Here is a 25391-nt window from a genome sequence, read left to right as displayed (position 1 = left end):
GCCTGACGGTCCTGGCCACCCGCCCCGACGAGGAGGGCTCAGCCGGTGTGCCGGACCGGCTGGTGCGGTCCTCGGACCGCGCTGTCCGGATCGCGTTGGACGGGCTCGACGACGGCGATGTGGCCCAGCTCGCACGTGGGTTGATCGAGGCGCGGTTGGCTCCGGCCCTGGTCCGGCGGCTGCACGCCTACACCCGCGGGCACCCCCTCTACCTCCGCACGGTGTTGGCCGAGGTTCCCGTCGACACGCTCCGCGACGAGGCGTTCGAGCGGTGGCCGGTGCCCCGCTCGCTCCAGGTCGGGATCCGCGCCCAAGTCGACCGCCTCCCCCGCGAATCCGTGGAACTCCAGGAGGCGATGGCGGTGCTGGGCACGCGGGTTCCGCTCGCGACAGCCGCCCGACTCGCCGCACTCGAGGATCCGGCCCGCGCACTCGGCCCCGCGCTGGCGGTCGGACTCGCGCAGTGGTGGCCGGCCGAACCGCAGAGCCCCGTCGAGCTGGTCCACGCCCTGCAGCGCGATGCCGTGTACGACGCGATAGGCCCCGAGCGTCGCCGCACGCTGCACGCGAGTGCCGCGGCCCTGGTCGGTACGGCTGCGGCGTGGACGCACCGGGTCGCGGCGGCGACCGGCGCGGATCCGCAGCTTGCCGACGAACTCGAGCAGTCCGGGACGTACGAAGCGTCGAACGGCCGGAACGCCTTGGCGGCGACGCGCCTGCTGTGGGCGTCCGCCCTGTCCGAGCATCGAGACGACCGCGAACGGCGGCTGTTGACCGCCTGCGCCCAGTCGCTCCTCACCATGCAGCCGGTCACCGCCGCCAAACTGCGGCCCCAGGTCGAGGACTGCACGCCGGGGCCGCTGCGCAGTTGCGTGCTGGGCGTCATGGACATGACGGCCGGTCGGTTCCCGTCCGGCGAGGCCCTGCTGAACGAGGCCTGGCGGTCGGCGCTCGCCGAGCCGGGGGCCGATTGGGTGGCGGTGCTCGCCGGCACGTTCCTGGCCAACATCATGCTCCGCAACGGCCGCGGCGCCGAGACGGTGAAGATCGCCCGGCGGACCCTGGCGATCGGCGATCTCGACCCCGCCACGACGGACTTCACCCGCGCCGTCCTGGCGACGGGCCGGCTCTGGGACCGCGGGCCGCGCGCGGCCCTGCGGGATGTCGCGCACCAGCTCGACACGCTGGCCACGCGCGGTGTCCTGCGCCTGTTTCTGGGGGAACTCGCCTCGGCCCGAGCCGATCTGGCGACGGTCGCAAGGCGCGACCGGCAAGGTGCCGGGTCGAAGCTCGGTTCCCTGACGCTCTCGCTCATGTCGGTGGTGGACTATCTCGACGGCGACTGGAACGGCAGCGAGTCCGCCACGGACCGCGCGCTGGCGATTGCGGCCGCCCAGGACCAGCGGATCGGCGACTCGGCGGCGCGGTTCGCCGCAGTGTGCGTGCAGGCCGGCCGCGGGCAGTGGGACGCGGCCGACGAACACGTCGAGCTCCTGTCCCAGCTCACCCAGGCCCTCGGCTCCCCCGTGGAGATCGTGTACTCGTCGCCGGCGGCGGCAACGCCGGCCCAGGCGCGAGCCGACCGCCCGGCCATGCTGCGCGCGCTCGAACCGCTGCTCGACCGGGCGACCCGCACCGAAGGCGACGGAATTCGGCTCCGGTTCAAGCCCTTTTGGCTGTGGCAACAGTCCGTGCTGGGCGAGGCGTTGACCGGCACCGGACAGCTCGCAGTCGCGGCGCGGGCGCTCCGCGACCTCCACGAGGGCTACGACGCTGGAGCGGTGACGATACCGCTGTGGGTAGGTTCCCGTGCCCGTGCCGCCCCGTTCACCGGGCGGCACGGCGAACTCGCCGCTGTCGCGACACGCGGCTGCTGGACCGGGTGGCCGAGACCGCCGGGGACCTCCGCGTCGTCAGGACCGCCGGAGTCGAGTCGGAGACCCGCCTCGGCTTCGCGTCCCTGTACCGGCTGCTTCGTCCTGTGCCGACCGGCCTCGACGCGCTCCCGGCTCCGCAACGCGAGGCGCTCGGCTCGGCGTTCGGCATGTTCGCCGGTCCGCCCGCCGACCGGTACCTCGTCGGCATGGCCTGCCTCACGCTGCCGGCCGAGGCGGCGTTGGAGCAGCCGCTGCTGTGCCTGGTCGACGACCTGCAGTGGCTGGACCGCGAGTCGTCCGACGCGCTCGCGTTCGTCGCACGCCGCCTGCACGCCGACGCCATCGGCCTGATCCTGGCCGGCCGCGACGAGCCCGCGGGCCCCGGACCGTTCGACGGCATCGCCGCCCTCCGGCTCGACGGACTGCCGGGAGCCGACGCCGGGACCCTGCTCAGGGCGGCCGTTCCAGGGCGCCTCGCCCCGGGGATGGCTGCCCGGATCGTCGCCGAAACCGGCGGCAACCCGCTGGCCCTGATCGAGATCGCCGGCACCCTGGCACCCGATCATCTGGCGGGCACGACGCCGCTGCACGCGCCGCTCCCGGTGGGCGCACGCCTCGAATCGCACTTCTCGCACCGTATCGGCGCCCTGCCCGCCGAGACCCGGGCGCTCCTGCTCCTCCTCTCCGCCGCGCCGACCGAGGACCCGCTGCTGCTGTGGCGCGCGGCCGGTGTCCTCGGCATCCCCGCCAAGGCCGCGGACGCCGCGGTCTCCGCCGGCATCCTCGCTCCCGACGACCACGCCGGGTTTCGGCACCCCCTGATCCGCTCCGCGGTCTATCGGGGCGCGGACGCCGCGGATCGGCGCCGGGTGCACGAGACGCTCGCCGCGCTCAGCGATCCCGCCCGCGACCCGGTCCGCAGGGCCTGGCACCGGGCAGAGGCGACGATCGGGCTGGACGACGAGGTGGCCGCGGAGTTGGCGGCCGCCGCGGAGCGAGTCCGGGTCCGCGGCGGGTGCGCGGAGCAGGCGGCGCTCCTCGCGCGGGCCGCGCAACTGTCCGCGACCGGCCGGCCCGCGCGCCTGATCGAGGCGGCGCGCGCGTATCTCGCTGCCGGGGATCCGGACGTGGCGCAGGCCATTCTCGACCGGGCCATGCCGCTCCTCGGTCCCGGCGACCCGGTCCTGCACGCGCGCTCGGTGCGGGCCAAAGCAACCATCGATCTGTGCTTCGCGCGCATTGCCGGCGTCCCACGCCTCCTCTTGGACGCGGCCCGCTCGATTGCCGACGCCGAGCCGGCGCTGGCCCGAGGGATGTTGTTCGAAGGCATGCACGCGATACTGCTCGGCAACCACAGCACCCTCGCACCCCGGGAGTTCGGTGGCGCCGTGCTGGGCTCACCCGCGATGCGGCCGGAGCCCTCGACCGCCGAAGACCTCCTGCTCAAGGGGTTCGCCGTACGCGTGCATGTCGGCCACCCGGCGTCGGTGCCGATCCTGCGCCGAGCGTTGGAGGTCCTGTGCGAGGGCCCCGACATCGTCGAGGACGGGCTGCCGCTCGCCGCGCTCGCCGGCTACGCGGCGAACAGCCGGCTCGAAGAACACGAACGCGGCAGCGGCGCGCTCAGTGCGTTGTGGACGACGCTGCTGGTGCGGTCCGTGTGGGAGCAACGTGCCGGCCGCTTCGCCGCCGCGGCGGCCTGTATCGACGAATCCGAGGAGCTTGCCGCGCTCGTCGGGCTGCCGCAGGTAGGCCCCGCCCACCGGATCGACCTGCTGGCCTGGAGCGGCCGTGAGGCGGAGACCAGGGCCGCCGCCGACGTGATCACGCGGCATTGGGTGGCCGACAAGGGCCACGACGCGTTCGGCGACTGGGCCCGCAACTGCCTCACGGTGCTGGAGATCGGTCATGGACGGTACGCCGAGGCGCTGGCGTTGGCGCGGATCACCTTCGGGAAGGACAACTGCAGCACGGCGGCCCGGGTGGCACACGACGTCGTCGAGGCCGGCGTGCGCTGCGGCGACCACCGCGCCGCGAAGGACGCGTTGGCCCGTCTGGAGGAGCGCGCACCGGCGGCGGGCACCCCCTGGGCGCTGGGCCTGCCGGCCCGCTGCCGCGCGCTGATGGCCGACGACGACCACGCCGAGGCGCTGTACCTCGAATCCGTGGAGTTGCTCGGCCGGACGAGGGTGGCGACCGAACTGGCGCGGTCGCGTCTGCTGTACGGCGAGTGGCTGCGTCGGCGCAGGCGGCGCGGCGCGGCGCGTGCCGAACTGCGCACGGCGTACGAGATGTTCGCGGGGATGGGTGCGGCGGGATTCGCCGAGCGTGCCCGCGTTGAACTGGTGGCCACCGGTGAGCACGCCAGGAAGCGGGATGCCCAGGGCGGGCTCGGCCTGACCCCGCAGGAGCGCCGGGTCGCGGAGCCGGCGGCCGGCGGGGCCATCAACACCGAGATCGCCGCCCGGTTGTTCATCACGACGTCGACCGTCGAGTACCACCTCAACAAGGTCTTCCGAAGGCCCGGCATCACCTCGCGACGACAGCTCAAGTCCGTCCTCGACGACGGGGCCACGGACGCATGAGGGGCCCGGGCGCGGCATCTCCCGGCACTGTGGCGGGCCGGGAGATGCCGCCGCGGGACCCGGAACGTCCGTGAGGTCACCGGCCGCAGTTCAGGAAGGCCGGCAGGATGCCGGTGAGCTCGGCGGGGTGTTCCTCGTGGATAGTGATACGGATGCGTCACAAAGTGGTGACGAGACCGCCGTCGATGGTGAAGTCGGACCCGGTGATGTTCGCGGCACGGTCACCGGCCAAGTACACGACCAGGTCGGCGACTTCCTCCGGCCGGGTGAAGCGGCCGGTGGCGGCGTCGGCAGCGGCCTGCCTGGCCACGTCGTCGGCGGTGCCGCCCGCTGCCCGGGCCACCGTGGCCGCGACGCCGGACCGGCCGATCCACAGCGCGGTGGCGACAGGGCCGGGGCTGACGGTGTTCACGCGAATACCGCGCGGGCCGATTTCCTTCGACAGCGCTTTGCAGAAGTTGGACAGTGCCGCCTTGGCCGCGCCGTAGTCGATGACCAGGGGGTCGGGCAGGAAGGCGTTGACGGAGCTGACGGTGACGATGCTTCCGGCGCCCCGGTCGAGGAGGATCGGCAGGGCCGCTCGCGTCGTGCGGACCGCCGCCAGGAAGTTGACGCTCAGCGTCGCGTCCCAGTCGTCGTCGGTCACGGTGAGGAAGCCCCCGGTGCGCGGCCGGACCGCGCCGACGTTGTTGACCAGGATGTCCAGTCCGCCGAACGTGGCGGTGGCTGCGGCGATCAGTTCGGCCGGTCCCGTGGGTTCGGCGAGGTCGACCGCCACTGCGACGACCCGGCCGTCGGCGGTGAGCTCCCCGAGTTCGGCGGTGACTTCGCGGGATCCGGCCACCACCCGAGCGCCTTCGTCGACCAAGGCGCGGGTGATGGCCAGCCCGATGCCGCGGCCGGCTCCGGTCACGACCGCCGTCCTGCCGGCGATTCCGAGTTCCATGTCGTGCTCCTTCGACGGGGGACGCCCGGTTACAGGGAGTGCGAGCGTAGCCAGGCCAACGCCGTGTCGGCGACTTCGCGCCAGCCGCTGTCGATGGTCAGGGAGTGGCCCTTGTCGGGGAAGTCGGTGATGTCGGTGACGGCTTCCGAGTGCCGATACTGCTTGAGCGTCGCGCGGGTGACGGACTCCGGGACGGTGTGGTCCTTGCCGCCGGTCATCAGCAGCAGGGGTCCGCGGTGGGCGTTGCCGGTGGCTACCTTGGCCGGCGAGTGGGGGTTGAAGTTGGCGGCTGCGGCTTCGAACAGGGGCTTGCCGGGCGCCGGAATGGCCCAGCGCTCGAACAACGCGTCGGATTCCTCCGCGGACACGGCGTTGCCGAACGCGAAGCGGAACTGTGCGGCGGTGAGGGACACCGCGCGGTGACGGTTCGCCGGGTTCTTGAACACCGGCAGGGTGGACCGTAGCGCCGACAGCGGCAGCGGCAGGACTCCCTTGATCTGGGCGGCGTCGATGGCGACGGCCGCGGCGGCCAGGTCCTGCCCGAGGAGTTTCTGGGCGATCATGCCGCCGAAGGAGTGGCCGACCAGGATCGGCGGCCGGTCCAGTCCGCGGATGATGCCGGCGTAGTGCTCGACGACGTCGTCGATGCCGTGGTCGGCGATGCTCTCCGGGTTCGCGCGCGCCTCGGCCACGGTGTCGGGGTCGCCGGGCCAGCCGGGCGCGGCCGGCGCGTAGCCCTCGGCGCGGAACAACTCGGTCCAGGGGTCCCAGGACGAGGCGTGCAGCCACAGGCCGTGGATGAACAGGACCGGTGTGGGGGTCAGCATCGCGGGTTCTCCGTTTTCGGGTGTGGGAGGGGCGGGGCGGACGGCCGGGTCACGGGTGGGTGCCGAACGGGCCGAGTATGCCCGCGTCGATCCGGAAGGACTCGACCAAGGTGCCGGCGTTGTCCAGCGTGAATACGTCTGCGGCGGCCAGGACTCCGGTGTACTTCGCGACGACCGGCGCGGCCGCTGCCGCCGCGACCGCGTCCAGGTAGGTCTTCAAGACCGCCCAGGAGTTGCCGGCCGGGCCGTACTTCGCGAAGTACGGGGCCGGGTCCAGGCTCATCGCCGCCCGTGTGGAGGCTTCCAGGTCGGCCATGTAGGCCAGTTGGAGTTCTCCGTCGGCGCGTTGCCCGAGCCGGCCGAGGTGGCCGCCGACCAGCGTCCGCCACGGGTAGGCCATCGCGATGTGCTGCGCGCGCAGCCAGGCCGGGATGTCCTGGGAGACGGCGAGCTGCTTGAACGGCACCCAGCCCGGATACAGGACGTCGACCACCATCAGCGTCCGGTGGCCCGGGGCGTGGATGAAGATGTTGTCCGGTGAGTGGTTCGGGCCGTGGTGGGCCAGTTCCAGGTGCTCGCCGCCCACCTGGAGCGTGTAGCGGTCCTCGAACGTGATGGTCGGGGCGGGGCGGTTGGGGTCGTTCGCGCGGAGCAGGAAGCGCCGGCATTCGCTGTGCCCGATGCGGACCACGTCCTTGCCGAGGATCGACGAGGCTCCGGCGTGGTCGGCGTGGTCGGCGTGGGAGTGTGAGTAGACCAGGTGGGTGACCTTGGCCGGACGGCCGTTGGCCCGGGTGACCTCGGCGATCGCCCGCAGCAGGTTGTGGCCGATGGTCGGCGGCGCGTCGACCAGGACGACGCCTTCCCGCGTGCTGAGGAACATGGCCTGGTAGTTGCCGTCCGTGACCCAGTACAGGTGTCCGTCGATACGGCCGACGAAGTAGCCCGCGCCGTTCAGCGCCGGACCCTGCGCGGCGGCCGGCACCGGTGCGAAGTCGGGGAGGTCGGGCCCGGACGCGGCCTGCGCCGTGCCCGCGAGCGCGCCGGTGGCGAGAGCCGCGGCGGGGATCGCCCCCGCGGCGGTCGCCGCGCGCAGGAAGGTCCGTCGGTTCGCCAGGGGCGACCCGGGTTTCGCGGTCATGGTCTGGCCTTTCGGGATCGGTCCGGCACAGGGGTCGGTCGGGTGGATCGGGCCCAGGACACCATCCGGCCGGCCGCGCTCGCACCGTGGAAAGACCCCAGTCCCGTTGCCCGACGGGGCCGCCGCAGGGCTGGGGTTTTCCCCCGGGCGGGAGCCGACAGGGCGGCTGCGCGCGGACGGCACAGTTCGTCCTGGTCGGACACTCCTACGGACGCGCGGTCATCAGCCGGGCCGCCGCCAACCCCAACGTCAAGGCACTCGTCTACATCGCTGCGTTCATGCCCGACAAGGGCGAGGTGCCGGACGAGCCGAGCAACAGGTTCCCCGGCCCCGAACCGGGCACCGCGCTCAACCTGGTGCCGTACGTCAACGCCGACGGCACCGGAGGAGCCGACCACTACATCAAGAACGACAAGTTCCGGTGGACAGATGGTCTTGGTCGCCAGGGGCAGGTCCGTGCCCGATCGAAAGGCTCCCGCCTCCCGGGAGCGCGATCCGGGGCTCCGGCCCCGGGGTCGTTCGAGTCGGGGGTGCCTGCGGGTGGGCGGCGGAGTTCCCGCGTGTGGGCAACCGGACCGGATTGTCGCGGCATCTCGAGTCGTTGGCGTGGCGTTTCCGAGAAGCGTGCAGGTGTTGATACACGACGTGGACGACGAGTTGAGGATTTCTGGCTGAGGCCCGGCGAGGCCCCCACCGTCGTGGCCTCCGACGGCGAGATCGACGTCGCCGCCGGCCTGCTCGCCCACCGATCCGGTGTCGGCATCCCCAGGCAATCCTCACCGGCGCGGGCGCCGCAGCCACCGGCTCGGCCGTCTACCTCCATCTCCAGGCCGGGCGCCATGCGCCGAGGTGTGGCAGGGCAGGCGGGACCCTAGGCTCGTGGCAGGACAAAATGAGGGGTTCGCCTCGGGCCCCGAGCCCGGATGGGGAGTGCGCCATGTCGACCGCCAGGGACCTGCTGATCACGGCATTGGACGTGCAGCCCAGCCGCCCTGTCGAGCGTGGCGGGTTGTCGCTCGCGCTGGCCGGGGCCGAGCTGATCGACCTCCTGGCCGCCGAGGCGATCAAGCTGGACGAGGACCGCATCAGGCCCGGGCCGAGGAGCATCTTGTCCGACCCGCTCCTCGACCAGGCCGACGAGGCACTGGTACGCGAGGCGCCGTACGAATCGGTTGAGGAGTGGCTGTGGCGCCGCGGACGCGACCTGGCCGCCACGTACGCGGCGGCCATCACCGACGAAGGGCTGCTGGCTCCGGAGGGGAAACGGATGCTCTTCGGGCATGGCGGGGCGCCGGAACTGGCCGACTCCCCGGAACGCAGCGCGGCCGCCGCGCGCTGGGCGGCGGACGAGCCCGTCCTCGCCACCCTCGGCGCCGCTGCCGGGATCCGCCACGAGGCCCCCGGAAACGGACAGTCAGCCGACCCCGCGGTGGTGACCGTACTCGCCGCGGTCGACGACGCGACCGTGGAGCTGGAGGCGGTGCGCCAGCGCCGCGGCATCGAGCAGGCGGCGTTCGACAACATCTGGCGGGGCTTCTGAGCCGACAACCGGTCAGCCGATCGGTTCGCGCGTCAGAGGCGTCGCGTAGGTGAGCGTGAGCGTCGTCCGGCGTGCATCCTCGAGGTCGGCCCGCCGCGCCGGACGCGACGATCCTGCCCCGGACGACTACGCCCTGCCGGTCGCGGCGGTGGAGCGGCATCGGGCGGTGATCGCCGGACGGGACGTCTACCACGGCCCCTACGCCAGGGTCGCGGCGCTCGCGCACAGTCCGGGCCGCGTGCGCCGGCTGGAGCACTCGAACCTGGGGGTGGCCGTCACGGGTGGCCCACGGTTACCTCTCGGCGTGCGGGGCGTCGGCCGACCTCACCCAGGCCGGTGTCATCGCGCTCGCCGACGAGTTGACCCGCGCCTCCTCCACCGCGGCGAGCGTCGCGACGATCCTGAAATCCTGGGACACCACCGACCGAGTCCTCGTCCCTGGGCGGCCGTGCCCTCGGCGATGTCGGCGCGAGTGTTGGGGCCGCCCACGCGAGAAGACCGTGGGCGCCCGGCGAACACCGCAGCCCGACGGACTCCGACACCCAGGGAGGCCGACAGACCGATGGATCCGAGGCGCGGCCCTGCGGTTTCGGTGGGCGGTGTTCGGCGAGCCTGTCACGGAGGGGGTGGGTCGGCCTGCGGTGTCCCCGTACCACCGCCCGGAACTTTCGGGTCTATGGATGACCGAAGTAGCGATCCCACCAGGTGGCCGGCCACCGCTCGTCCGTCCGCAACGGCGCGGGTCCGTCGTAGCGGGTGTGCAGCAGTTTTTCCGACACCACCACATACCCGATGTCGCTCAGGGCGCGTTCCACGGTGGAGAGGTCCCCGACGTCCAGCGCGCCTTCCTCGCGCGCGTCGTCCGTCCCCGGATACGCGCCGGGGTTCTCCGCCGCCACCATGGCAAGCGAGCCGAAGTTGCTCACGGACACGACGATCCGCTCACCACACACCGTCGCCTCGCCCGGGACGACGACACAGGCGTACTCGACGGTGTTCCGTCCGTAGCGCTCCGCCGGGCAACGGGTCGCGAACTCGCCCTCCAACCGGGACACCAGCCGGTCGAGCATGACCGAGATCCTCCCCTCGTCGTACTCTCGCGGGCCCGTCAGGTGATCCGCGTCGTCGAGTCGACGCAGGAGCGCGATCACAGCCACCTCGTCGTTCATCATGACCCTCATCCTGGCGCTGCGGAGATTCACCCGAAACAACGCCCGACCCGAGATGCGCATCCGCGCCGGATTCAACAGCGGATTCGCATCGACCGGACACGAACATCCCGGACCGACACCTGGGCTCACCGGGGCCGGCCCGATTGGTGTGGGCCTGCCCGGGCAGCACCGGGACACGGCGGGTGGGGGAGAGGTGACAGGTGCGTCCGACGCGGGTGCAGGGCGGTGGTCTTCCCTGCCGCGGCGGGCCCGCCGACGATCAGGGACGGCCGGGCTGTGGTCCGTTGGTGGCGGCCCGGGACCATCAGCGTGCGCACGTTCGTGGCGAGGGCGTCGCTGGCCGGGGTGCGGACGCCCGCGAACGCGGAGTGATAGGCCGGACGTTCTTCCCGACTGCGCTGCGGTGTGCCGGGCCCGGGTGGCCTCGGGAGCGGTGCCGTCGCGAAGTCCTGTTCGTTCTCCGACCTTGGGGTCACCGCCGGCGGCGCGATCGCTTCGCGCGCGTGCCTTCGTCTTCTCCCGCGTCGTACCCGGTCTCGAACGGCCCTTGCGGGCCTGCTTGCGTCTGGTCCGTCGTGCGCGTTCACGCACGGCGGGACCGGGGTGGGCCGTTCGACCCACAGCCGTGCCTCATACAGCGACGGTTCTCGCCCGGTCCACCGGTGCGGATGCACCGAAGTCGTGGCCGGCGTCGCCTTGTTCGCTCGTGTTCGGCCGACGGGAAACCGCTTGATGCGGACAAGGGAGTCGCGGCTACGATGCCGGTCATGCCCAGCCTCTCGGTCCCGTACGCCGATCTGTCGAGCACCGACCTGACCGTTGACGCCGTATACGAAGGCGGCCCCGGCACCGGGTTCGGCGACGACCCGATCCACAAGATCCTGCCGACACAGAACCGCGGGGGGTTCCGGCGAGGGGTCCATCCCGCCACCCGAGGGGTCCTGCGGGGTAGCACCCTGTTTGCCGTGCTTTACGCCAACCGGAGCCGACCGGAGTGGCCCGACGCCGTCGACACCTTTCGTGGCACGGCGGTCTATCACGGGGACAACAACCGACCGGGACGAGACCTGCACGACACGCCGCACAAGGGCAACGTTTTCCTTGGCGACGTGTTTCGCGACGCCGCCGGCGGCCGACAGGGTCGTGAACGCGTGCCCCCCATCCTTCTGTTCGAGAAAGCGGAAACCCGGCTGGACGTCCGCTTTCGCGGCCTTCTCGTCCCGGGCACAGTCGCCGAGCCCGCTCCGCGAGCACTGAAGACCGTCAAGCAGGCCGCCTCATCGGGAACGTTCCTGAACTACGCGGCGACATTCACGATCCTTGACGTGCCCGTGGTCGAACGCCGATGGATCCGGGAGTTCGTCACCGGTGACTTCCACGGCCCCGCCGCCCCGACGGCCTGGCGCCTATGGGTCGAGACGAACACCTACGCTCCGCGATCCGTGGCGAAGGTGCGCACGCCCGACGAGCAGCGCCCGGATGCGCCGGAGCGCGACCTGGTCGAGGAGATCGTTGCGTTCTGCGCCGGCGACCCCTCGGCCTTCGAACGCTGCGCCGCCGCGCTCTGGCGCATGACCGCACCCGCGACGCACTGTCTCGTGCCGCCCATCGGGGAACCCGCCACGACCGGCGACTGGACCGGTCGCTATCTCCTCGGCCCCGTCGACGACCCCATAGCCCTCGAGTTCGGCCTCGAGGCCCGATGCCTCGCGGCCGACGATCCGGTTCGAGAGAGCGACGTGCTCCGTCTGCTCGTGACCGTGCGCGACCGGCGGTCGTTCGGTGTCTTCGTCACCACATCGTTCTTCGAACCCCCGATCCACAGCCGGATTCGCGAAAACGGGTACCCGATGGTCCTGATCTGCGGGAAGGACATCGACTTTCTCCTGCGTGCCCACGGTCACACCACACGCGAGAAGGTGCGTGCCTGGTTGACCCGAACGCTGGGCTGACGGCCACGACGAAACGGAGAACCCGGCCCACACTCCGTGCACCCCCGCTCGACGCCGGCCTCGCGTTTACGGGCCCGCTGTCCCACCGGGTGTAGTCGCGTGCCGACCACCGGCGCGCGGCGGCGGGCGTGAAGTCCATGCCGGTCCTGTGCGAACTGCTCCTCGGCGGCTACGTCGACGGACATCTCACCACCGCGTTGACCGCGACCGGCCACGTACCCCCCGCCCACCGAGAGGGCGACGCGGCATGAGCGAGCCCACCACACCGCTGCCGAACGGCGAACTCCTGCCCCGCCCCGAGCGCACTCCCGACGCCCTGCGCGTGGCCCTCGCACGCGTCGCCCCGCACCGCCTGCCCGAGATGGAACGCCAGAAGAACGAAGCCTTCCAACTCGCCGCCCAAACCGCGCACTTGGGCCCGATCCAAGGTTGGCTGACGGTGTGGGCCGGCGAGGTCGAGATCGAACGCCGCCCCGACCTCCTCACCCGCCGCCACACGGCCGAGCAAACCCTGCAAACCCTCGAACGCCACGACCCCGCCTGGCAGTCCGCCCGCGCGGAACTCCTCGCCGTCCTCACCGAGGCCCGCGAGGCCACCGCGTGACCTGGGCCTGGGAATACGAACCCGACGAGGCGTACGTGTCCGCCGACGCCCCACCGGTCCTGGTCGTCCAGGTCGAGGCCAAGGCCGCCGAACTCGTCCGTGCCGCCGAAGCGCTCCACCTCCGCGGCGAGACCTACGAGGGAATATCACCCCAGGGCGGCACGGCCCTGGTCGCGAACGGCATGTTCGTCGCCACCGGGCTCTGTCCGCCGAGTCCGCCGAGTCCGCCGAGTCCGGCGAGCACGACTGTGTTCAGCGGCGCAGGGTGGTCTCCCGCCCGACGCGCGACAGCTTTTCGGGGTTTCGCACGAAGTACAGGCCGGTGATCAGGCCGTCCTCGGTCCGCACGGTCACGACACCGTCCATCGCCTCGCCGGTCCGGATGATCAGCGCCGGGTGGCCGTTGACCTGGACCGACTGCGCCGACGCGGAGCCTGCGATCCTTCCCAGCCCCACCGTGAGCAGCTCGGAGACCGGGTCGATACCCACGACGGGTGACAGCGCGGCCGGAACGACCCCGCCGCCGTCGCTCAGGAAGACGACGTCGGGGGCGAGCAGGTCGAGCAAACTCTGCAGATTTCCCGTTTCGACGGCCTGTTGGAAGGCGAGCAGGGCCACGCGGTTCTCGGCCGGGGAAACGGCCGCGCGCGGTCGGCGCGCGGCGACGTGGTTCCGTGCCCGGTGGGCGATCTGCCGGACGGTGACCCGGTTCTTGCCGACAGCCTCGGCGATCTCGTCGTAGTCCAGGTCGAACACCTCCCGCAGCACGAACACCGCGCGCTCGGTCGGCGTCAGCGTCTCCAGCACCAGCAGCATCGCCATCGAGACGCCCTCGGCCAGTTCGATGTCCTCGGCGACGTCGGGAGCGGTCAGCAGCGGCTCCGGCAGCCAGGGGCCGACGTAGGTCTCCCTGCGCCGGCGCAGCGAACGCAGCCGGCCCAGCGCCTGGCGGGTGGCGATCCGGACCAGATACGCGCGGGGTTCCCGCACGATCCCCGGGTCGACGTCCACCCACCGCATCCAGGTCTCCTGCAGGACGTCCTCGGCATCGGCAGCCGAGCCGAGCATCTCGTAGGCCACCGTGAAAAGGAGGTTGCGGTGGGCGACGAAAATCTCGGTGGCGCGATCCACGCCGTCCCCTTCGGCGCCCGGCCGGGTGGTCTCTTCGGTGCGGTCACTGCGCTCGCTCATCACCGGCTCCTGTCCGTTCCTCTTCGTGGTGCCACGCACGAGATGCCGGTCGTGCCCTCGGCGTGACATCCGATCTCGGTGACGTACGCCACATCGCCGCGGCGTCACGCGGCGCGGGTGGCCGGCATCTCCTGTACGACTTCGCCCGACGACGTGCAAGGAGCACACCATGACCGCTCGACTGAATCTGTTCGGGAACCCGACCGCGACCGCGGCCAGGGCCGCCGCCCACTTCGGTGCGGCGAGCAGGACGATCCTGCAGGATTCGAGTCTGCCCGCCCCGACCCGGACGCTGGTGCTGCTGCGCGCCAGCCAGATCAACGGTGACGCCTACGCGACCGACGTGTGGACCAAGAACGCCGCGGTCGCCGGAGAGAGCGCGCTCCGCGTCAACCTGGTCGCCGCCTGGCGCGAGTCCACGGTCTTCACCGACGCCGAACGCGCGGCGCTGGAACTCACCGAGCAGGGCACCCGGATCGCCGACGCGGCCGGCGGCGTCGACGACGAGGTCTGGAACCGAGTACGCGAGCACTACGACGACGATCAATCGGCCGATCTGGTGATGCTCGTCGCCCTCATGAACGCGACCAACCGCATGTCGGTCATCGTCCGCCGGCCCGGCGGAGACTACGAGCCTGTCGGCCTCGGTTAGCCGACGGTCGGCGTCCCCGATCCGCAATACCTCGCGCGCAGGCCCCGCGCGAGACCCGAACCCACAAGTGAGGACACGACGATGGAACCCCGATTCGACCTGATGGCCAACGACCTCGGCGCCAAGATCGCCAAGCGGATCTACAACGTCGCCCTGGCGATCGTCGACTCGCCGCTTCCCCGGACCACCCAGGATCTGGTGATGCTGCGCGCCAGCCAGATCAACGGCTGCGGCTTCTGCGTCGACTACCACACCAAGGACGCCGCGGTCGCCGGCGAGACCGCGGTCCGCGTCAACCTGGTTGCCGTCTGGCGCGAGTCCACGGTCTTCACCGACGCCGAACGCGCGGCGCTGGAACTGACCGAGCAGGGCACCCGGATCGCCGACGCCCACCCCGGCGTGTCGGACGAGACCTGGAGCCGCGTACGCGAGCACTACACCGACGACCAGATCGCCGCACTCGTCTCCCTGATCGCCATGATCAACGCCAACAACCGGCTCAACGTGATCATCCGCAACCCCGGAGGTTCCTACCGGCCCGGTCAGTTCGCCGACATGGCCAACTGACCGGCGCGTCCACTGCCGCCCGGCGCCCGCACGTCGCTGCCGCCGGCGCTGGGCGGGCCGTGGCCCGAACAAGCGCAGGCCCTCCGTCCACCGCCGGATGCGGGGCGCCGGCTCGAAACGTCGCTCGACCGGCCAGGACTCGAGGAATCCGACGTCGAGCCGTCGTCCCCGGCGTCGGTGGGCCGGGGCTACGCGGGTGCGAAACGGCCACCAGGGCATGCCTGCTCGCCCGGGCGGCGACCGTCGACGGAGGCCGTAGCCGCGTCGGCCTCCGTGCCGGGTACGGAAAGGCGGCCTCGCCGGATTTCACCCGGTACATCGCGCCGTCGGCGGCGCGGCCGGTGTGCGACCCTCGGCCGGCCCGAAGGCTGACCGCCACCCTGCCCGATCAGGGAAATCTCACCGAGGAGTGTTCCTTCAAAAGCTCACCGACATTCACGTTCGTGAACAAAGCGACCTCAACTTCGGCACAGTCGGCGTGTTGCATGCGTGAGCCCCGACCCGATTCGGCCCGGGGCCCTCGGACGTCCGACCTACCCGGCGAGCGATGAAGACCCTCCCGAGGGACTTGAGGGCTGCCCTGGGATCCGCGAAGTGGGCAGGGCGGCCCGGTCGTTCTCAGGGGATGTCGACCGGCTCGTCCGCGCCGTGGCCGTCCGACCCTCCGGCGGACGGCGCCCCTCCGTCCGCCGCATCGGTCGGCCCTCCTCGTCCGCCTCGCCACCCGGTCCGCAGGGCCGTGAGCGATCGCTGCGCGACCACCGTGCCCAGCACACGTTCCATCGGGAAGTAGCCCGCCTGGCGGGAGTCGTAGCTGTTCAGTGGGTTGTCACCGAGAAGCACGAGCCGGCCGGCCGGAACTCGACAGCCCGGCGTGTGATCCAGCATGGGGACGCGGTCGAACGGGGCCGGGTCACCCGGGACCGCCGCCACGCGCTTGATGATCCACCGCCGCGCCCCCACCGTGCGGGCGGACGCGGTACGGGTCACCGGAGGCAGCGGCCAGAGCACGCCCGGCACGGGGCGCTCCAGCACCACCACCCGCCCCACCGCGACCCGTCCGCCGCGGTGGACGAGTACGCGGGCGCCGTCCCGGTACACCGGCGCCATGCTGTCGCCGCGCACGGTGACCCGGACCACCGCGTACCGCACCGCGGCCACGGCCGCCAGCCCGAGCACGCCGCCGCACGCCGCGAGCCGATACCGAAGGCGCATCACCGCCGGCCCGCCTCTTCGATCGGCGCGTAGCCGGACGCCTGAAGCGCGAACAGGCGCGCGTACTCGCCGTCCGCCGCCAACAGGGTCGCGTGGTCGCCGCGTTCGACGACCCGTCCCGCCGCCAGCACCACGATCGTCGCGGCATCCCGGACCGAACCGAGCCGGTGCGAGATCAGCAGGCTGGTCCGGCCGCGCCGGTGGGTGCGCAGTGCCTCGTGGATCTCCGCCTCGGCCTCGGCGTCGAGCCCGGAGGCCGGCTCGTCGAGGATCATCAGGTCCCGCTCGTCGCGCATGAACGCGCGGGCCAGCGCCAGCCGTTGCCACTGGCCGCCGGAGAGCACGACGCCGGCGGCCGGGTCGCCGTCCGTGGACGTACCGGCGAATCGGCGGGACAGAAGCGTGTCGTATCCCCCGGGCAGCGTCGACAGTCGGTCGTGGATGCCTGCGCGCCGCGCCGCCCTGCGGATACGATCGACGTCGTCGAAGCCGGCCACATCGCCCAGTCCGACGTTCTCGGCCGCGGTCATGTCGTACGCCATGTAGTCCTGGAACGCCGCCCCGATCCGGTCGCGCAGCCGGACCGGGTCGACGTCGCGCAGGTCGACGCCGTCCCAGAGGATCGCACCGCGGGTCGGGTCGTAGAACCGGCACAGCAGCTTGACCAGGGAGGACTTGCCCGAACCGTTCAGGCCCACGAGCGCCAGTTCCGTTCCGTGCCGCAGCCGGAAGCTGACCCCACGCAGCACCCACGGGTGTTCGTCCGAGTAGCGGAACCACACGTCCCGGAACTCGATGCCTTCGCGCAGTTCGGGGAGTGCGACAGCGGGCGTGGCGACCGGGAGGTCCGGCTCGCAGTGGACCACGTCCAGGTAGTGCTCGAACAACATCAGCGCCTCGTGCGAACCCGCGACACAGCCCGCGACGGTGGCCAGTGCGGCCTGGACACCCGACACCGCCGCGATGAAGATCGCGATGTCGCCCACCGAGAGCCGACCGGACTGCGCCGCAACGACGGCCCACATCACCCCGCCGCCGGACACCACCGCGGCGAGCAACGCCAACCCCGACTGGACAACCGTGTCCCGTCGCTCCAGCTTCGCCCGGGCCGCGTCGGCGGTGCGGCGGTCGGCGAGCATCCGACCCCGCAGGAGGGTACCGATGCCGAACAGCCGCACCTCCTTGGCGGCTTCGACGGTCGACAACAGTTGGCTGTAGAAGATCTCCCGTCGTTCCGTGGGCCCGAGGTCCCATTGCAGGCGGGCCCGCCGGCGGGACAGGATCAGTTCGGCGACCAGCGCAGGTACCCCGGCCACCAGCACCAACCCGGTCATGGTCGCACTGAGCACGAATAGGGAACCCAGGAACCCGGTGACGGTGAGTGCGGCCTGGGCCAGTCCCAGCATTCCGCTGAGTACCTGGCCGGGGCCGACGGCGCTCGCCTGCTGCGCCAACCGCAGCCGGTCGAGGAAGGCGGGGCTCTCGAACCGGCCCAGGCCCACGAACGCGTTGACCGCGGTGAACAACCGATCCTGCGTCGCCTGGCCCACCGCGCGCTCCAGTTGCGCGCGCAGGTATTGGTTCGTGTGCGTGGTCACCGCGATCGTCACCCCGACGCCCGCGAGTCCGGCCGACAGGCCGACGAGCGCGGCCTTCGAGGTGGCGCCGTCGGTCAGACCGTCCAAGGCGAGCTTGGTCAGCCAGGCCGCCGCCACCGGGAGCGCGCCCATCGCGAGCGTCAGCAGCACATGGCCGGCGAAGACGGCCGGCGCCGCCCGGGCCGCCAGCGCGAGCGCCGCCGCCGCGTGGCGAGGCAGGCGCGCGGCACCCGCCAGGCGGGAGGCCCTCGGCTTCCTCGTGACGGGCTTGCCCGCCCGTCCCGGTTCGGGAGAGCGGAACGGGGTCCCGGTCACCCGGTCAGGCTGGTCAGCCGGACGAGCTCAACGTCGTCGTCCACGACGACGAGCCGCCCGGCGGCGTCGCGTTCGGCCCGCAGCACGCTCGGGAAGGCCCGGATCCCGAGCGCGGTGCCCAACGCGCCGCCGGAGTCCTCGACGACCACCTGGGCCACCGGACCCAGTTCGGCCGCGAACCTCGCCGCCGCCTCCGCGTCGCCGACCACGGTCGCGATCACCGAGGAGCGACCGCCGGGTTCGCGGCGCGCGTACTCGACGAAGCGAGGGAGTTTGTCCCGACAGGGCTCGCAGGTCGGGGAGAAGAACCCGAACAGGATCGGCCCCGGCAGCAGGTCGCGGATCAACGGCTTCCCGGCTGTGGTCGAGGTGTCGAACTCTCCGACCTCCGCGCCCACTTCGAGGCGGACCGGGTCTCCCTGCACGGTAGCGAGGATTTCCGTGTGTTCGCGCAGGCGTTTGACGACTCCGAGGGTGAAGACCAGGTTCAGCGCGCACAGGGCGCCGACGAGGGTCACCACGGCGATCAGGACGGACATGACGGCTCCTTGGCTCATGAGTGATCGCGCGGATCGACCGCGCGTCCCGGTCGGGCCGGCGACCCGCGGCGCGCGGTCGCGGCGGCCCGTGCGGAGGCGGGCAACGGACGGAAGAGGTCGAGAAGATGGTCGAGTCGGGTGACCACGACCCCGGCGCACAGCCCGGCGAACACGGCGACCGCCACGCCGCCGGGCCGGCCTGCCGGTACGGCCGGTACGGCGGGCACCGCGGCGCCCGCGACGGCGCAGAGCACGACGTTGCGCACGATGTGCGCGGTGCCCAGTGGCGAGGTGCCGGCGCCGAAGCAACGGCAAGGGGCGGTGTTTCCCCGGCGCAGCGCCGCCGCGATGCCCGCGGTGAAGGCCGCCAGTAAGGCACCGGCGACCAGGAAGCCGCCGGTCGAGGCGTTGCGCGAAGGGAGGACCAACAGAACACACACGGCCGCTTCGCCGGCGACCACCGTTCGGGCCACCGGGTCGGCGAGGCGGGCGGACAGCACTCCCAGGGACCGGACGGAGGCGACGAAGGCGACGAACGCAGCGCGTCCGCTGATTTTGCCGGCGAGCGACACCAGGAACACCACCCCCAGCAGTGCACGAGCTCCCACCACCAGGTAGACCATCGAACCGCCTCCGGACGGACACACGGGGTATCGGGACGAAGCCGTGGGGCGGGGCAACGCCCCCCCCCCCGCGGGTGGGCGCCCGGCCCACCCCCCCGCCGAAGCAGTAGCCGGGACCCCGGGGGCCGGTCGCGCCAGCGTCGCATGGCCCCGGACCCCCCCCCCCCCGCGCCCCCCCCCCCCCCCGGGCCCCCCCCCCCCCCCCCCCCCCCCCCCCCGGGGGGGGCGGGCCCCCCCCCCCGGGGCCCCCCCCCCCCCCCCCCACGGCGGTATCGCGACGGGACGAACACCCGTCAGATGCAGTAGCCGGAACCCGGGGAGCAGTTCGCGCATCGGTCGAAGGTCCAGGTACCGCCACCACACGGCTGCTTCCGGTACCACCGGTGCCCGGTTCCCGCGCAACCGGAGGTGCTGCCGCCTTGTACGCACTCATAACACGTGCAGGCGGCCGCGGCGGCGGACGCATCCACTCGCGGCACCACGCGGTCCAACATCCTGCCGCCCAGCCTTTCGAGCCTTGTGCGCATGTCGTACTCCTTGGTGATCGTCTGGATGATCGCTGGGATGGACCGTCCCCCCGGCGGCTGTACACGACCGCCCTGCACGCAAGGCGACGCGGCCACGACCGGAGGACGGCGGGGTTCGGGTTCCCGGTCGCTCACCGTGAGCCGCCCCCGTACACGACAGTGCCGGCCGGCTACGCGGCCGTCGTTGTCCCCGCGTGCACGTCGGTTGTCGATTCGTGCAGCGTCGCCCGTCGACGGAAGTCGTGGGGAGAGACCCCGTACGCGGACCGGAACTGCGCGGCATGGACGGCGACATGAAGAAGGACGGCACCATACGCGCCGTCACCCTCACCGACTCCACCGACACCCCCCATCGTCGACGCCAACGAACACGCCGGACTCGCCTACGAATCCCAGACGTTCACCGGAGACGGCGGCACCATCGCCACCACCACCCTCAACACCCCGTTCTCCTCGCCCGTCACCGCCACCCACACCCGCGCCCGCGGCCTGCCCCCACTCCAAGCCCGCCGCACCGCCACCGAGAAGACCCGCACCCGCAGCCTCCTCGCCGACAACACCACCTGGCGCCAAACCTCCAAGACCACCACCTTCGAACCCAGTCACGGTCTCCCGGAGACCGTCTCGGACAGGGCCGACGGTCTGCCCGAGTACTGCGTCAAAACCACCTACGCCCACAACACCGCGGCCTGGATCATCGGCAAACCCGTCGAAGTCCAATCACTCGTGGGCGACTGCGACACCACCGCCACCAAGGACACCGTCTACGCCTGGGCCCGCACCCGGTACGACGACAAGCCCCAGGGCGAGATCGGCACGATCGGCGACGCCACCTCCACCGACGCCGTCATCGACTACAAGGCCGACGGCACTCCGAACCGGGTCACCACCGCCAAGTCGGAGTTCGACGCCTACGGCCGCGTCACCAAGGCCACCGACGCCGAGAACAAGGTCACCACGACCACCTACACCCCCCCCGCCGGAGCCCTGCCCACCACGGTGAACGTCACCGGCTCCACCGGCTGGAGCTCCTACGAGACCGCCACCACGTACGAACCGGTCCTGGGCCTGCCTCTCACCGGAGTACTGCCCGCCCACGGCGGCCTGCCCGCGGAAACACTCACTCACGCCTACAACGTGGGTGGCCAGCCGACCGGGCTCGGTGGTGCGGCCGGTTACATGAACTGGGCGGACTACGACGCCTTCGGCCGCAATATCCGCGCCACGCTCGGCGACAGCCCTCGCCAGGCCGCGTTCACCAGCATGTACGACCCCGCCACGGGCCGCCTGCTGTCCACGAACTGGGACAAGCAGACCGCGACCACCACCAGCGTCGACGCCACCACGTACACCTACAAACCGTCCGGCGACGTCACCTCGGTCAGCACCAGGCGCGACACCAACACCACCGACACCCAGTGCTTCCTCACCCGCGGGATATGTCTGAAGTTCGTGTAAGTCCGTGATGTGAATGGTTGGCCGGGGTACCTTCCCGGATTCCGGCCTCCCGGAACGGACAGTCATGACCGAGATCGAGAACCCACAGACCAGCAACCCGCCCGCGGACACGGACGCGATGGTGGACGAGGTCGTGGAGCGGTTGATGGACCGCGCGGAGGAATAGTTCTTCGGTTTCGGCACGTCCTGCTGCCGGTTCCTCGGATACGGCGGTGTTGCGGCCGCTGGTCAGGACACCGAGAACAACGACGAGAACGACGATGTTCCGGTGGCCCCGGTGGTGTCGCGGGCGACGCTGTATCACGCGGTACGTCGTGACCTTCGCTCGCCACGTGTGCTTCGGATCGCGCGTCCGATCCACGGGTCGGCCGTGGACGGCTACGACCGCGCGTTGGCCGACCCGGCCCTGCCGGGGACGGTGGACGAACAGGGCCGGCCCACGCCGCCGGTTCCGGCCGCCGAAGCCGACCGGGAAACCGATCCGATCACGCGGTCGACACCTCCGGGTGATGGTGTGCGGTTGTACGCGCCCGCCGAGCACCTGGTGTCGACGCGCCGATTCGGCGCGGTGGTCGAAGCCCTCGCCCACACCGTTGTCGCCGGCGGGGTCGTGTGCGTGTGCGGCGACACCGGCGCGGCAAGTCGGTCGCCGTCGACCAGGCGTTGCGTCTGCTGCCCAGGCGTGTCCCGGTCCATCGAGCGCAGGTGGCGGTCGAACCCGCGCCGCCCCGACTGCGGGCTGTGCTGCTCACGGTTTTCGGCCTGTCCGCTCCGTCCCTGGTGAACCGGACGGACGCCGCCAACAGCGTGCTCCTCGACGCGCTCAAGGAGCTGGGCGTCGTTGATGTTCGGCGCATTGCCGTTCCCGAGCCGGACCACCTGCGCCTGCTGGTCGACGCGCCCGCCACCCGGTCGTCGTGGGTGTTGTGCGGCGCGGGCGCCCAGTGCACCCTCATCCGACTCCTGCGCCGGTTTTATGGATGTCGACCTGGCATCGGGTGCCCCGCCTGGATGCCTTCGCGGGTTCGGGTGTGCTTGTGTTCGAGGGCGCTCCACGTGTCGCTGCTCTTGGACTCGACCGTATCGCTGCTCCCGAACTCGGCTGTGTCGCAACCGATTTGGACTACCTGCGTCTCCTGGCGGACGCTCCACCGCGCACGTCGGTCTCGTGTGGGTGCGGGTGCCGGGTGTGTCTCGGCGGGCCCGGCGTCGGCCTCTCGTGTCCTGATCCGGCGGCGTGCCCGTTGTCTCGCCGTCGTCCGGGTCCCGCGTGTCCCGTGTCTGTTGTGTCCGCCCGGCCGGCGAGGACCGTTGCGCGCCGGCGAGGCGTCCGCCGAGGCCGTCCGCGTGGGGGATTGCCGTACCGGGGCCGTGGGTTGCCTCCCGGGGTTTCGCGACCCTCGTGTGTGCTCGGTGGTACCTGCGGGTGCGGGCCCGGTTCCGAGCCGGGAGAGCGTGCGGGGGATGTACGCCCGCCGCGGGCGTCGGTGGGGGTGCGTCGGCGTGTGTCGGGGTGCGGGCCTCGATGCGGTGCGTGCCGCCGTCCGGCGGGCGTCTATCCGAATCCGACCATGCCGGGGGAGTCGATGTCGACGGTGACGATGACGGGTGGGTAGGCGTCCTCGCGGTGGTGAGGAGGATGGACATGCCGGTGAACTCGGTCCGGGGCAGGGCGCAGTACAACGCGTGGCAGGTGTCGGGGCCGCCGAGGCCGTCGCGGATCATCGTGCCGACGGCCACCGACGCGACGGTCTCGAGGGGGTCGACGTTCACGCTCGACAGTGCCAGGACCCGGTGGGCGGCGCCTTGTGCGTTTGCCTCGGCCGACTCGATGCGACCGGGGCGCTGTTCGTCGTGCACGCCTGTGCGGTGAGGCCTGCCCGGGGCGGTTCGCGTTCGGTCGCGATCCGTATTCCGGGGCCTCGGTCGACCACATCTGCGGCGTCGACGCCGGGTACCCACGATCATGCCCTCCCACCTGCGTTTCTTCCCTTTCCGGTACCTCGAACGTATGCTGGGGCCATGCCCGCATTGAACATCGATTTCAGCGACGAGGAACTCGCCGAACTCCGCGAGACGGCCAAGGCCCGCGGTGTCACCCTCAAAAGCCTGGTCCGCGAGGCCGTCACCGAGGACCTGGCGCAGCGCCGCGCCCTGGCCGCGATGACCGCGGTCCTGCGCGCTTTCACCGCCGAGCACACGGCCGCGTTCGACGACGCGTTCCCCGACGACGCCCCCACCGGGGCCCGTCGACGCGGGGCGGCCTGACCCGGTGATCCTCCACATCGACCTGCGCTGGCTCCTCGAGCGCCAGACCGACGTCCTGCCCGAGGGACCCGACGTCCACGACTACTCCGGTCTGGTGGCGGCCGTCGCTCGCCACCGCGTCAACACCCCCCGCCTGGGCGAGGACGCCGATCCCGCCTGGCGGGCCGCGTCCCTGCTGCACACCCTGATCCGGCTGCGGCCGCTGCCCGCGCGCAACGCCCTGTTCGCGTGTGGTGTCGCCGTCGCCTACATGGCCGCCTCCGACCAGGGCGTGGATCCGCCGTACGGCGCGCTCGTCGACCTCGCCCGCGCCGTCGACACAGGCAAGGCCGACGTGTACACCGTCGCCGAGCACCTGCGGTCCTGGCGCATCTGACCCGACCGGGACCGGAGCGGACGTCGACCTCGGGGCCGACCGGTCCCGGCTTGGGGAGGCCGCGCAGGCCCGGATCCCGGTCGGCCCTCCCGACAGCCCCGGCGTACCGGCTTGGGAAAACTCGGACCGGCTCCCGACCGGCACGACCCCCGGGGGCGAGGGGCGATCCCGTACTCGGTTGTGGTTCCGGGGCGGTCGTTGGTGTGTAGACGGTGGTGTGAGCTGGGGTGCTGTGGGTGAGAGCGCTTCAGGGCTGTCCGAGCGGGGCCTGGTCGACCGGGTCCGGGTCGGGAACTCCCTGGTCCGGCACCTGACTCCGACTGGTCGCACGTCGGTGGACGACTCCGGCATGACACCGCCCCGCCCCCACGCGGCGACCGGCCGCTGTGATTCCGGGGGTGAGCCCGAGCTCGCGGCAGAACGCCCCGTCCACCCGCAACGTCCGAGGCCGCTCAGCTTGTCCTTAATGGTCCAACCTCGAACAACGCCCCGAACGTGATCACCCGTACGAGGATTCCGGGGACGTGAGCACGGCCTTCGCCTGATCCTGTGCTCCGACCAAAGAGACACCCGACCAGCACGAAGGCCGTGGAAGATTGAGCCCGCTGCATCACGATGCCCAGCGTGAGCCGTTCGCTGTGGCGTCACACTTCCGGCACGACTTCTATCCGTCGAAGTCCACGCCGCGGAACCCGTCGGGGAACAGTGCGCGCAGGTGGTCCTCCCACAGCCGGGCGAGTCCCCCTTCGGGCTGTGCTCCGCCCGCGTCGGCGGCTGTCGCCTCTGCCACGGACGGTGGGCGAAGGAGCAGGGAGACGGCATCGAAGACGGCACGCACCAGTGCGACGGCCCCATGCGGGCGGACGGCGGCACTTGACTCGGCGCCCTGCGTGAGCTTGTCGCGCAGCCGTCGGGCGCAGTCGAGTTCGGCGGCGAGTCCGACCGGGATGAGCCCTGCGTCGGCGGCCCGCTGGATGAGGACGTGGAGCGGTCCGTTCGTGGCCAAGCGCTCGGCGAGGACGTGCTCCAGAGCGAACAGGGAATGCGTGACGGCGACGGTCGCGAACTCGTACCGGTAGTAAGAGTGCCGGATGAGCTCGCGGGAGGTTTCCATCGCGCTCATGACGTACATCGACGCGTCGCCGGGCAGAACCAGTTCGGCAACCAGGGCGTGCATGTCCGCATAGTCGAGAACGAGGTCGCGGGCGCGCGGATCCCGTACCGGCAGGAGGAGCGGGTCGGACGGCGGCGACAGGGTATTCACCGGTGCAGTCTCGTCACCGGAGGCTGTCGGTGCCACCGAATTTGTCCGTTTCGTGCATGACGTGTGCTCCCCAACGGTCCCCAGGACGCACTGCCTCGTAGGGGCGGGCATGGAGGCTCAGGCGGGCCACCTTCCCCGGCGTGTGCTCGCCGAG

At 71.7% G+C, this 25391-nt stretch carries 23 protein-coding genes; 11 read left to right on the top strand and 12 right to left on the bottom strand.

All coding sequences use genetic code 11. The features are described 5' to 3' along the window. Nucleotides 1–47 precede the first annotated feature (47 nt). Nucleotides 48–2228, top strand: a complete 2181-nt coding sequence (locus ACFXKZ_RS31435) for a hypothetical protein (protein WP_380004743.1) — start codon at nucleotides 48–50, stop codon at nucleotides 2226–2228. Nucleotides 2229–2362: 134 nt separating this feature from the next. Next, nucleotides 2363–4462 (top strand): LuxR C-terminal-related transcriptional regulator, encoded by a 2100-nt coding sequence (locus ACFXKZ_RS31430; RefSeq protein ID WP_380005016.1) that lies wholly within the window; start codon nucleotides 2363–2365, stop codon nucleotides 4460–4462. A gap of 157 nt (nucleotides 4463–4619) precedes the next feature. On the opposite strand, the gene ACFXKZ_RS31425 is transcribed toward ACFXKZ_RS31430, so the two are convergent. Genes ACFXKZ_RS31425 through ACFXKZ_RS31415 form a run of 3 tightly spaced genes read right to left on the bottom strand, consistent with a single transcriptional unit; the run spans nucleotide 4620 to nucleotide 7376 of the window. Beyond that, complete coding sequence (locus ACFXKZ_RS31425; RefSeq protein WP_380004741.1) at nucleotides 4620–5408, bottom strand: SDR family NAD(P)-dependent oxidoreductase; 789 nt, start codon at nucleotides 5406–5408, stop codon at nucleotides 4620–4622. Between the two features lie 29 nt (nucleotides 5409–5437). After that, entirely contained in the window at nucleotides 5438–6235 is a 798-nt protein-coding gene (locus ACFXKZ_RS31420) for an alpha/beta hydrolase (protein ID WP_380004738.1), read from the bottom strand. A 49-nt stretch (nucleotides 6236–6284) separates the two neighbouring features. Continuing rightward, a complete protein-coding gene (locus ACFXKZ_RS31415) occupies nucleotides 6285–7376 on the bottom strand; it encodes an MBL fold metallo-hydrolase (protein WP_380004736.1) in 1092 nt (363 codons plus the stop codon). 937 nt (nucleotides 7377–8313) lie between these two features. Here ACFXKZ_RS31415 and ACFXKZ_RS31410 point away from each other — a divergent pair. Next, nucleotides 8314–8916 (top strand): GPP34 family phosphoprotein, encoded by a 603-nt coding sequence (locus tag ACFXKZ_RS31410; protein WP_380004734.1) that lies wholly within the window; start codon nucleotides 8314–8316, stop codon nucleotides 8914–8916. Nucleotides 8917–9208: 292 nt separating this feature from the next. On the opposite strand, the gene ACFXKZ_RS31405 is transcribed toward ACFXKZ_RS31410, so the two are convergent. Both ACFXKZ_RS31405 and ACFXKZ_RS31400 read right to left on the bottom strand, forming a co-directional pair. Next, nucleotides 9209–9337, bottom strand: coding sequence for a hypothetical protein (locus tag ACFXKZ_RS31405; RefSeq protein WP_380004732.1), 129 nt, complete (start codon nucleotides 9335–9337; stop codon nucleotides 9209–9211). 253 nt (nucleotides 9338–9590) lie between these two features. Then, the gene (locus ACFXKZ_RS31400; RefSeq protein WP_380004730.1) at nucleotides 9591–10088 is read right to left on the bottom strand and encodes a hypothetical protein; all 498 of its coding nucleotides are present in this window, start codon (nucleotides 10086–10088) and stop codon (nucleotides 9591–9593) included. A 767-nt stretch (nucleotides 10089–10855) separates the two neighbouring features. On the opposite strand from ACFXKZ_RS31400, the gene ACFXKZ_RS31395 reads away from it, so the two are divergent. The 3 genes from ACFXKZ_RS31395 (at nucleotide 10856) to ACFXKZ_RS31385 (ending at nucleotide 12644) form a co-directional block, all read left to right on the top strand. Then, nucleotides 10856–12040 carry a restriction endonuclease gene (locus ACFXKZ_RS31395; RefSeq protein WP_380004727.1) on the top strand — a complete coding sequence of 395 codons (1185 nt, stop codon included), beginning with the start codon at nucleotides 10856–10858 and terminating at the stop codon, nucleotides 12038–12040. A 128-nt stretch (nucleotides 12041–12168) separates the two neighbouring features. Beyond that, entirely contained in the window at nucleotides 12169–12291 is a 123-nt protein-coding gene (locus ACFXKZ_RS31390; protein ID WP_380004725.1) for a hypothetical protein, read from the top strand. Further along, on the top strand, nucleotides 12288–12644 hold the full coding sequence (locus ACFXKZ_RS31385; protein WP_380004723.1) for a hypothetical protein: 357 nt from the start codon (nucleotides 12288–12290) through the stop codon (nucleotides 12642–12644). Before ACFXKZ_RS31390 ends, ACFXKZ_RS31385 begins: the two co-directional genes overlap by 4 nt. A gap of 252 nt (nucleotides 12645–12896) precedes the next feature. Here the strand turns inward: ACFXKZ_RS31385 and ACFXKZ_RS31380 are convergent, their stop codons facing one another. After that, nucleotides 12897–13835, bottom strand: a complete 939-nt coding sequence (locus ACFXKZ_RS31380; protein WP_380004721.1) for an RNA polymerase sigma-70 factor — start codon at nucleotides 13833–13835, stop codon at nucleotides 12897–12899. A gap of 169 nt (nucleotides 13836–14004) precedes the next feature. Between ACFXKZ_RS31380 and ACFXKZ_RS31375 the strand changes: the two genes are divergently transcribed. Together ACFXKZ_RS31375 and ACFXKZ_RS31370 are read left to right on the top strand one after the other, a co-directional pair. Beyond that, nucleotides 14005–14487: a carboxymuconolactone decarboxylase family protein gene (locus ACFXKZ_RS31375; protein ID WP_380004719.1), complete on the top strand. Its 483-nt coding sequence runs from the start codon at nucleotides 14005–14007 to the stop codon at nucleotides 14485–14487. Nucleotides 14488–14568: 81 nt separating this feature from the next. Then, nucleotides 14569–15054, top strand: a complete 486-nt coding sequence (locus tag ACFXKZ_RS31370; RefSeq protein WP_380004717.1) for a carboxymuconolactone decarboxylase family protein — start codon at nucleotides 14569–14571, stop codon at nucleotides 15052–15054. Nucleotides 15055–15672: 618 nt separating this feature from the next. On the opposite strand, the gene ACFXKZ_RS31365 is transcribed toward ACFXKZ_RS31370, so the two are convergent. The 5 genes from ACFXKZ_RS31365 to ACFXKZ_RS31345 all read right to left on the bottom strand — a co-directional run bounded on the left by ACFXKZ_RS31365 (nucleotide 15673) and on the right by ACFXKZ_RS31345 (nucleotide 20452). Beyond that, nucleotides 15673–16269 (bottom strand): S26 family signal peptidase, encoded by a 597-nt coding sequence (locus ACFXKZ_RS31365; protein ID WP_380005014.1) that lies wholly within the window; start codon nucleotides 16267–16269, stop codon nucleotides 15673–15675. Continuing rightward, nucleotides 16269–18182 (bottom strand): ABC transporter ATP-binding protein, encoded by a 1914-nt coding sequence (locus ACFXKZ_RS31360; RefSeq protein ID WP_380004715.1) that lies wholly within the window; start codon nucleotides 18180–18182, stop codon nucleotides 16269–16271. Before ACFXKZ_RS31360 ends, ACFXKZ_RS31365 begins: the two co-directional genes overlap by 1 nt. Continuing rightward, a complete protein-coding gene (locus ACFXKZ_RS31355) occupies nucleotides 18179–18721 on the bottom strand; it encodes a TlpA family protein disulfide reductase (protein WP_380004713.1) in 543 nt (180 codons plus the stop codon). The genes ACFXKZ_RS31360 and ACFXKZ_RS31355 overlap by 4 nt, the downstream gene beginning before the upstream one ends. Before the next feature lie 14 nt (nucleotides 18722–18735). Further along, nucleotides 18736–19344 (bottom strand): MauE/DoxX family redox-associated membrane protein, encoded by a 609-nt coding sequence (locus ACFXKZ_RS31350; RefSeq protein WP_380004711.1) that lies wholly within the window; start codon nucleotides 19342–19344, stop codon nucleotides 18736–18738. Between the two features lie 910 nt (nucleotides 19345–20254). Continuing rightward, entirely contained in the window at nucleotides 20255–20452 is a 198-nt protein-coding gene (locus ACFXKZ_RS31345) for a hypothetical protein (RefSeq protein ID WP_380004709.1), read from the bottom strand. 145 nt (nucleotides 20453–20597) lie between these two features. On the opposite strand from ACFXKZ_RS31345, the gene ACFXKZ_RS31340 reads away from it, so the two are divergent. The 3 genes from ACFXKZ_RS31340 (at nucleotide 20598) to ACFXKZ_RS31330 (ending at nucleotide 23973) form a co-directional block, all read left to right on the top strand. Further along, nucleotides 20598–21329, top strand: coding sequence for a hypothetical protein (locus ACFXKZ_RS31340; protein WP_380004706.1), 732 nt, complete (start codon nucleotides 20598–20600; stop codon nucleotides 21327–21329). A 2022-nt stretch (nucleotides 21330–23351) separates the two neighbouring features. Next, a complete protein-coding gene (locus ACFXKZ_RS31335) occupies nucleotides 23352–23597 on the top strand; it encodes a hypothetical protein (RefSeq protein WP_380004704.1) in 246 nt (81 codons plus the stop codon). Nucleotides 23598–23601: 4 nt separating this feature from the next. Further along, the gene (locus tag ACFXKZ_RS31330; RefSeq protein ID WP_126639099.1) at nucleotides 23602–23973 is read left to right on the top strand and encodes a toxin Doc; all 372 of its coding nucleotides are present in this window, start codon (nucleotides 23602–23604) and stop codon (nucleotides 23971–23973) included. A 664-nt stretch (nucleotides 23974–24637) separates the two neighbouring features. Here the strand turns inward: ACFXKZ_RS31330 and ACFXKZ_RS31325 are convergent. Further along, nucleotides 24638–25237, bottom strand: a complete 600-nt coding sequence (locus ACFXKZ_RS31325) for a hypothetical protein (protein WP_380004702.1) — start codon at nucleotides 25235–25237, stop codon at nucleotides 24638–24640. Between the last annotated feature and the right edge of the window lie 154 nt (nucleotides 25238–25391).

The organism is Embleya sp. NPDC059237, from assembly GCF_042754105.1.
Classification (GTDB): Bacteria; Actinomycetota; Actinomycetes; order Streptomycetales; family Streptomycetaceae; genus Embleya.
This window is presented reverse-complemented; position numbering and strand designations above follow the sequence as displayed.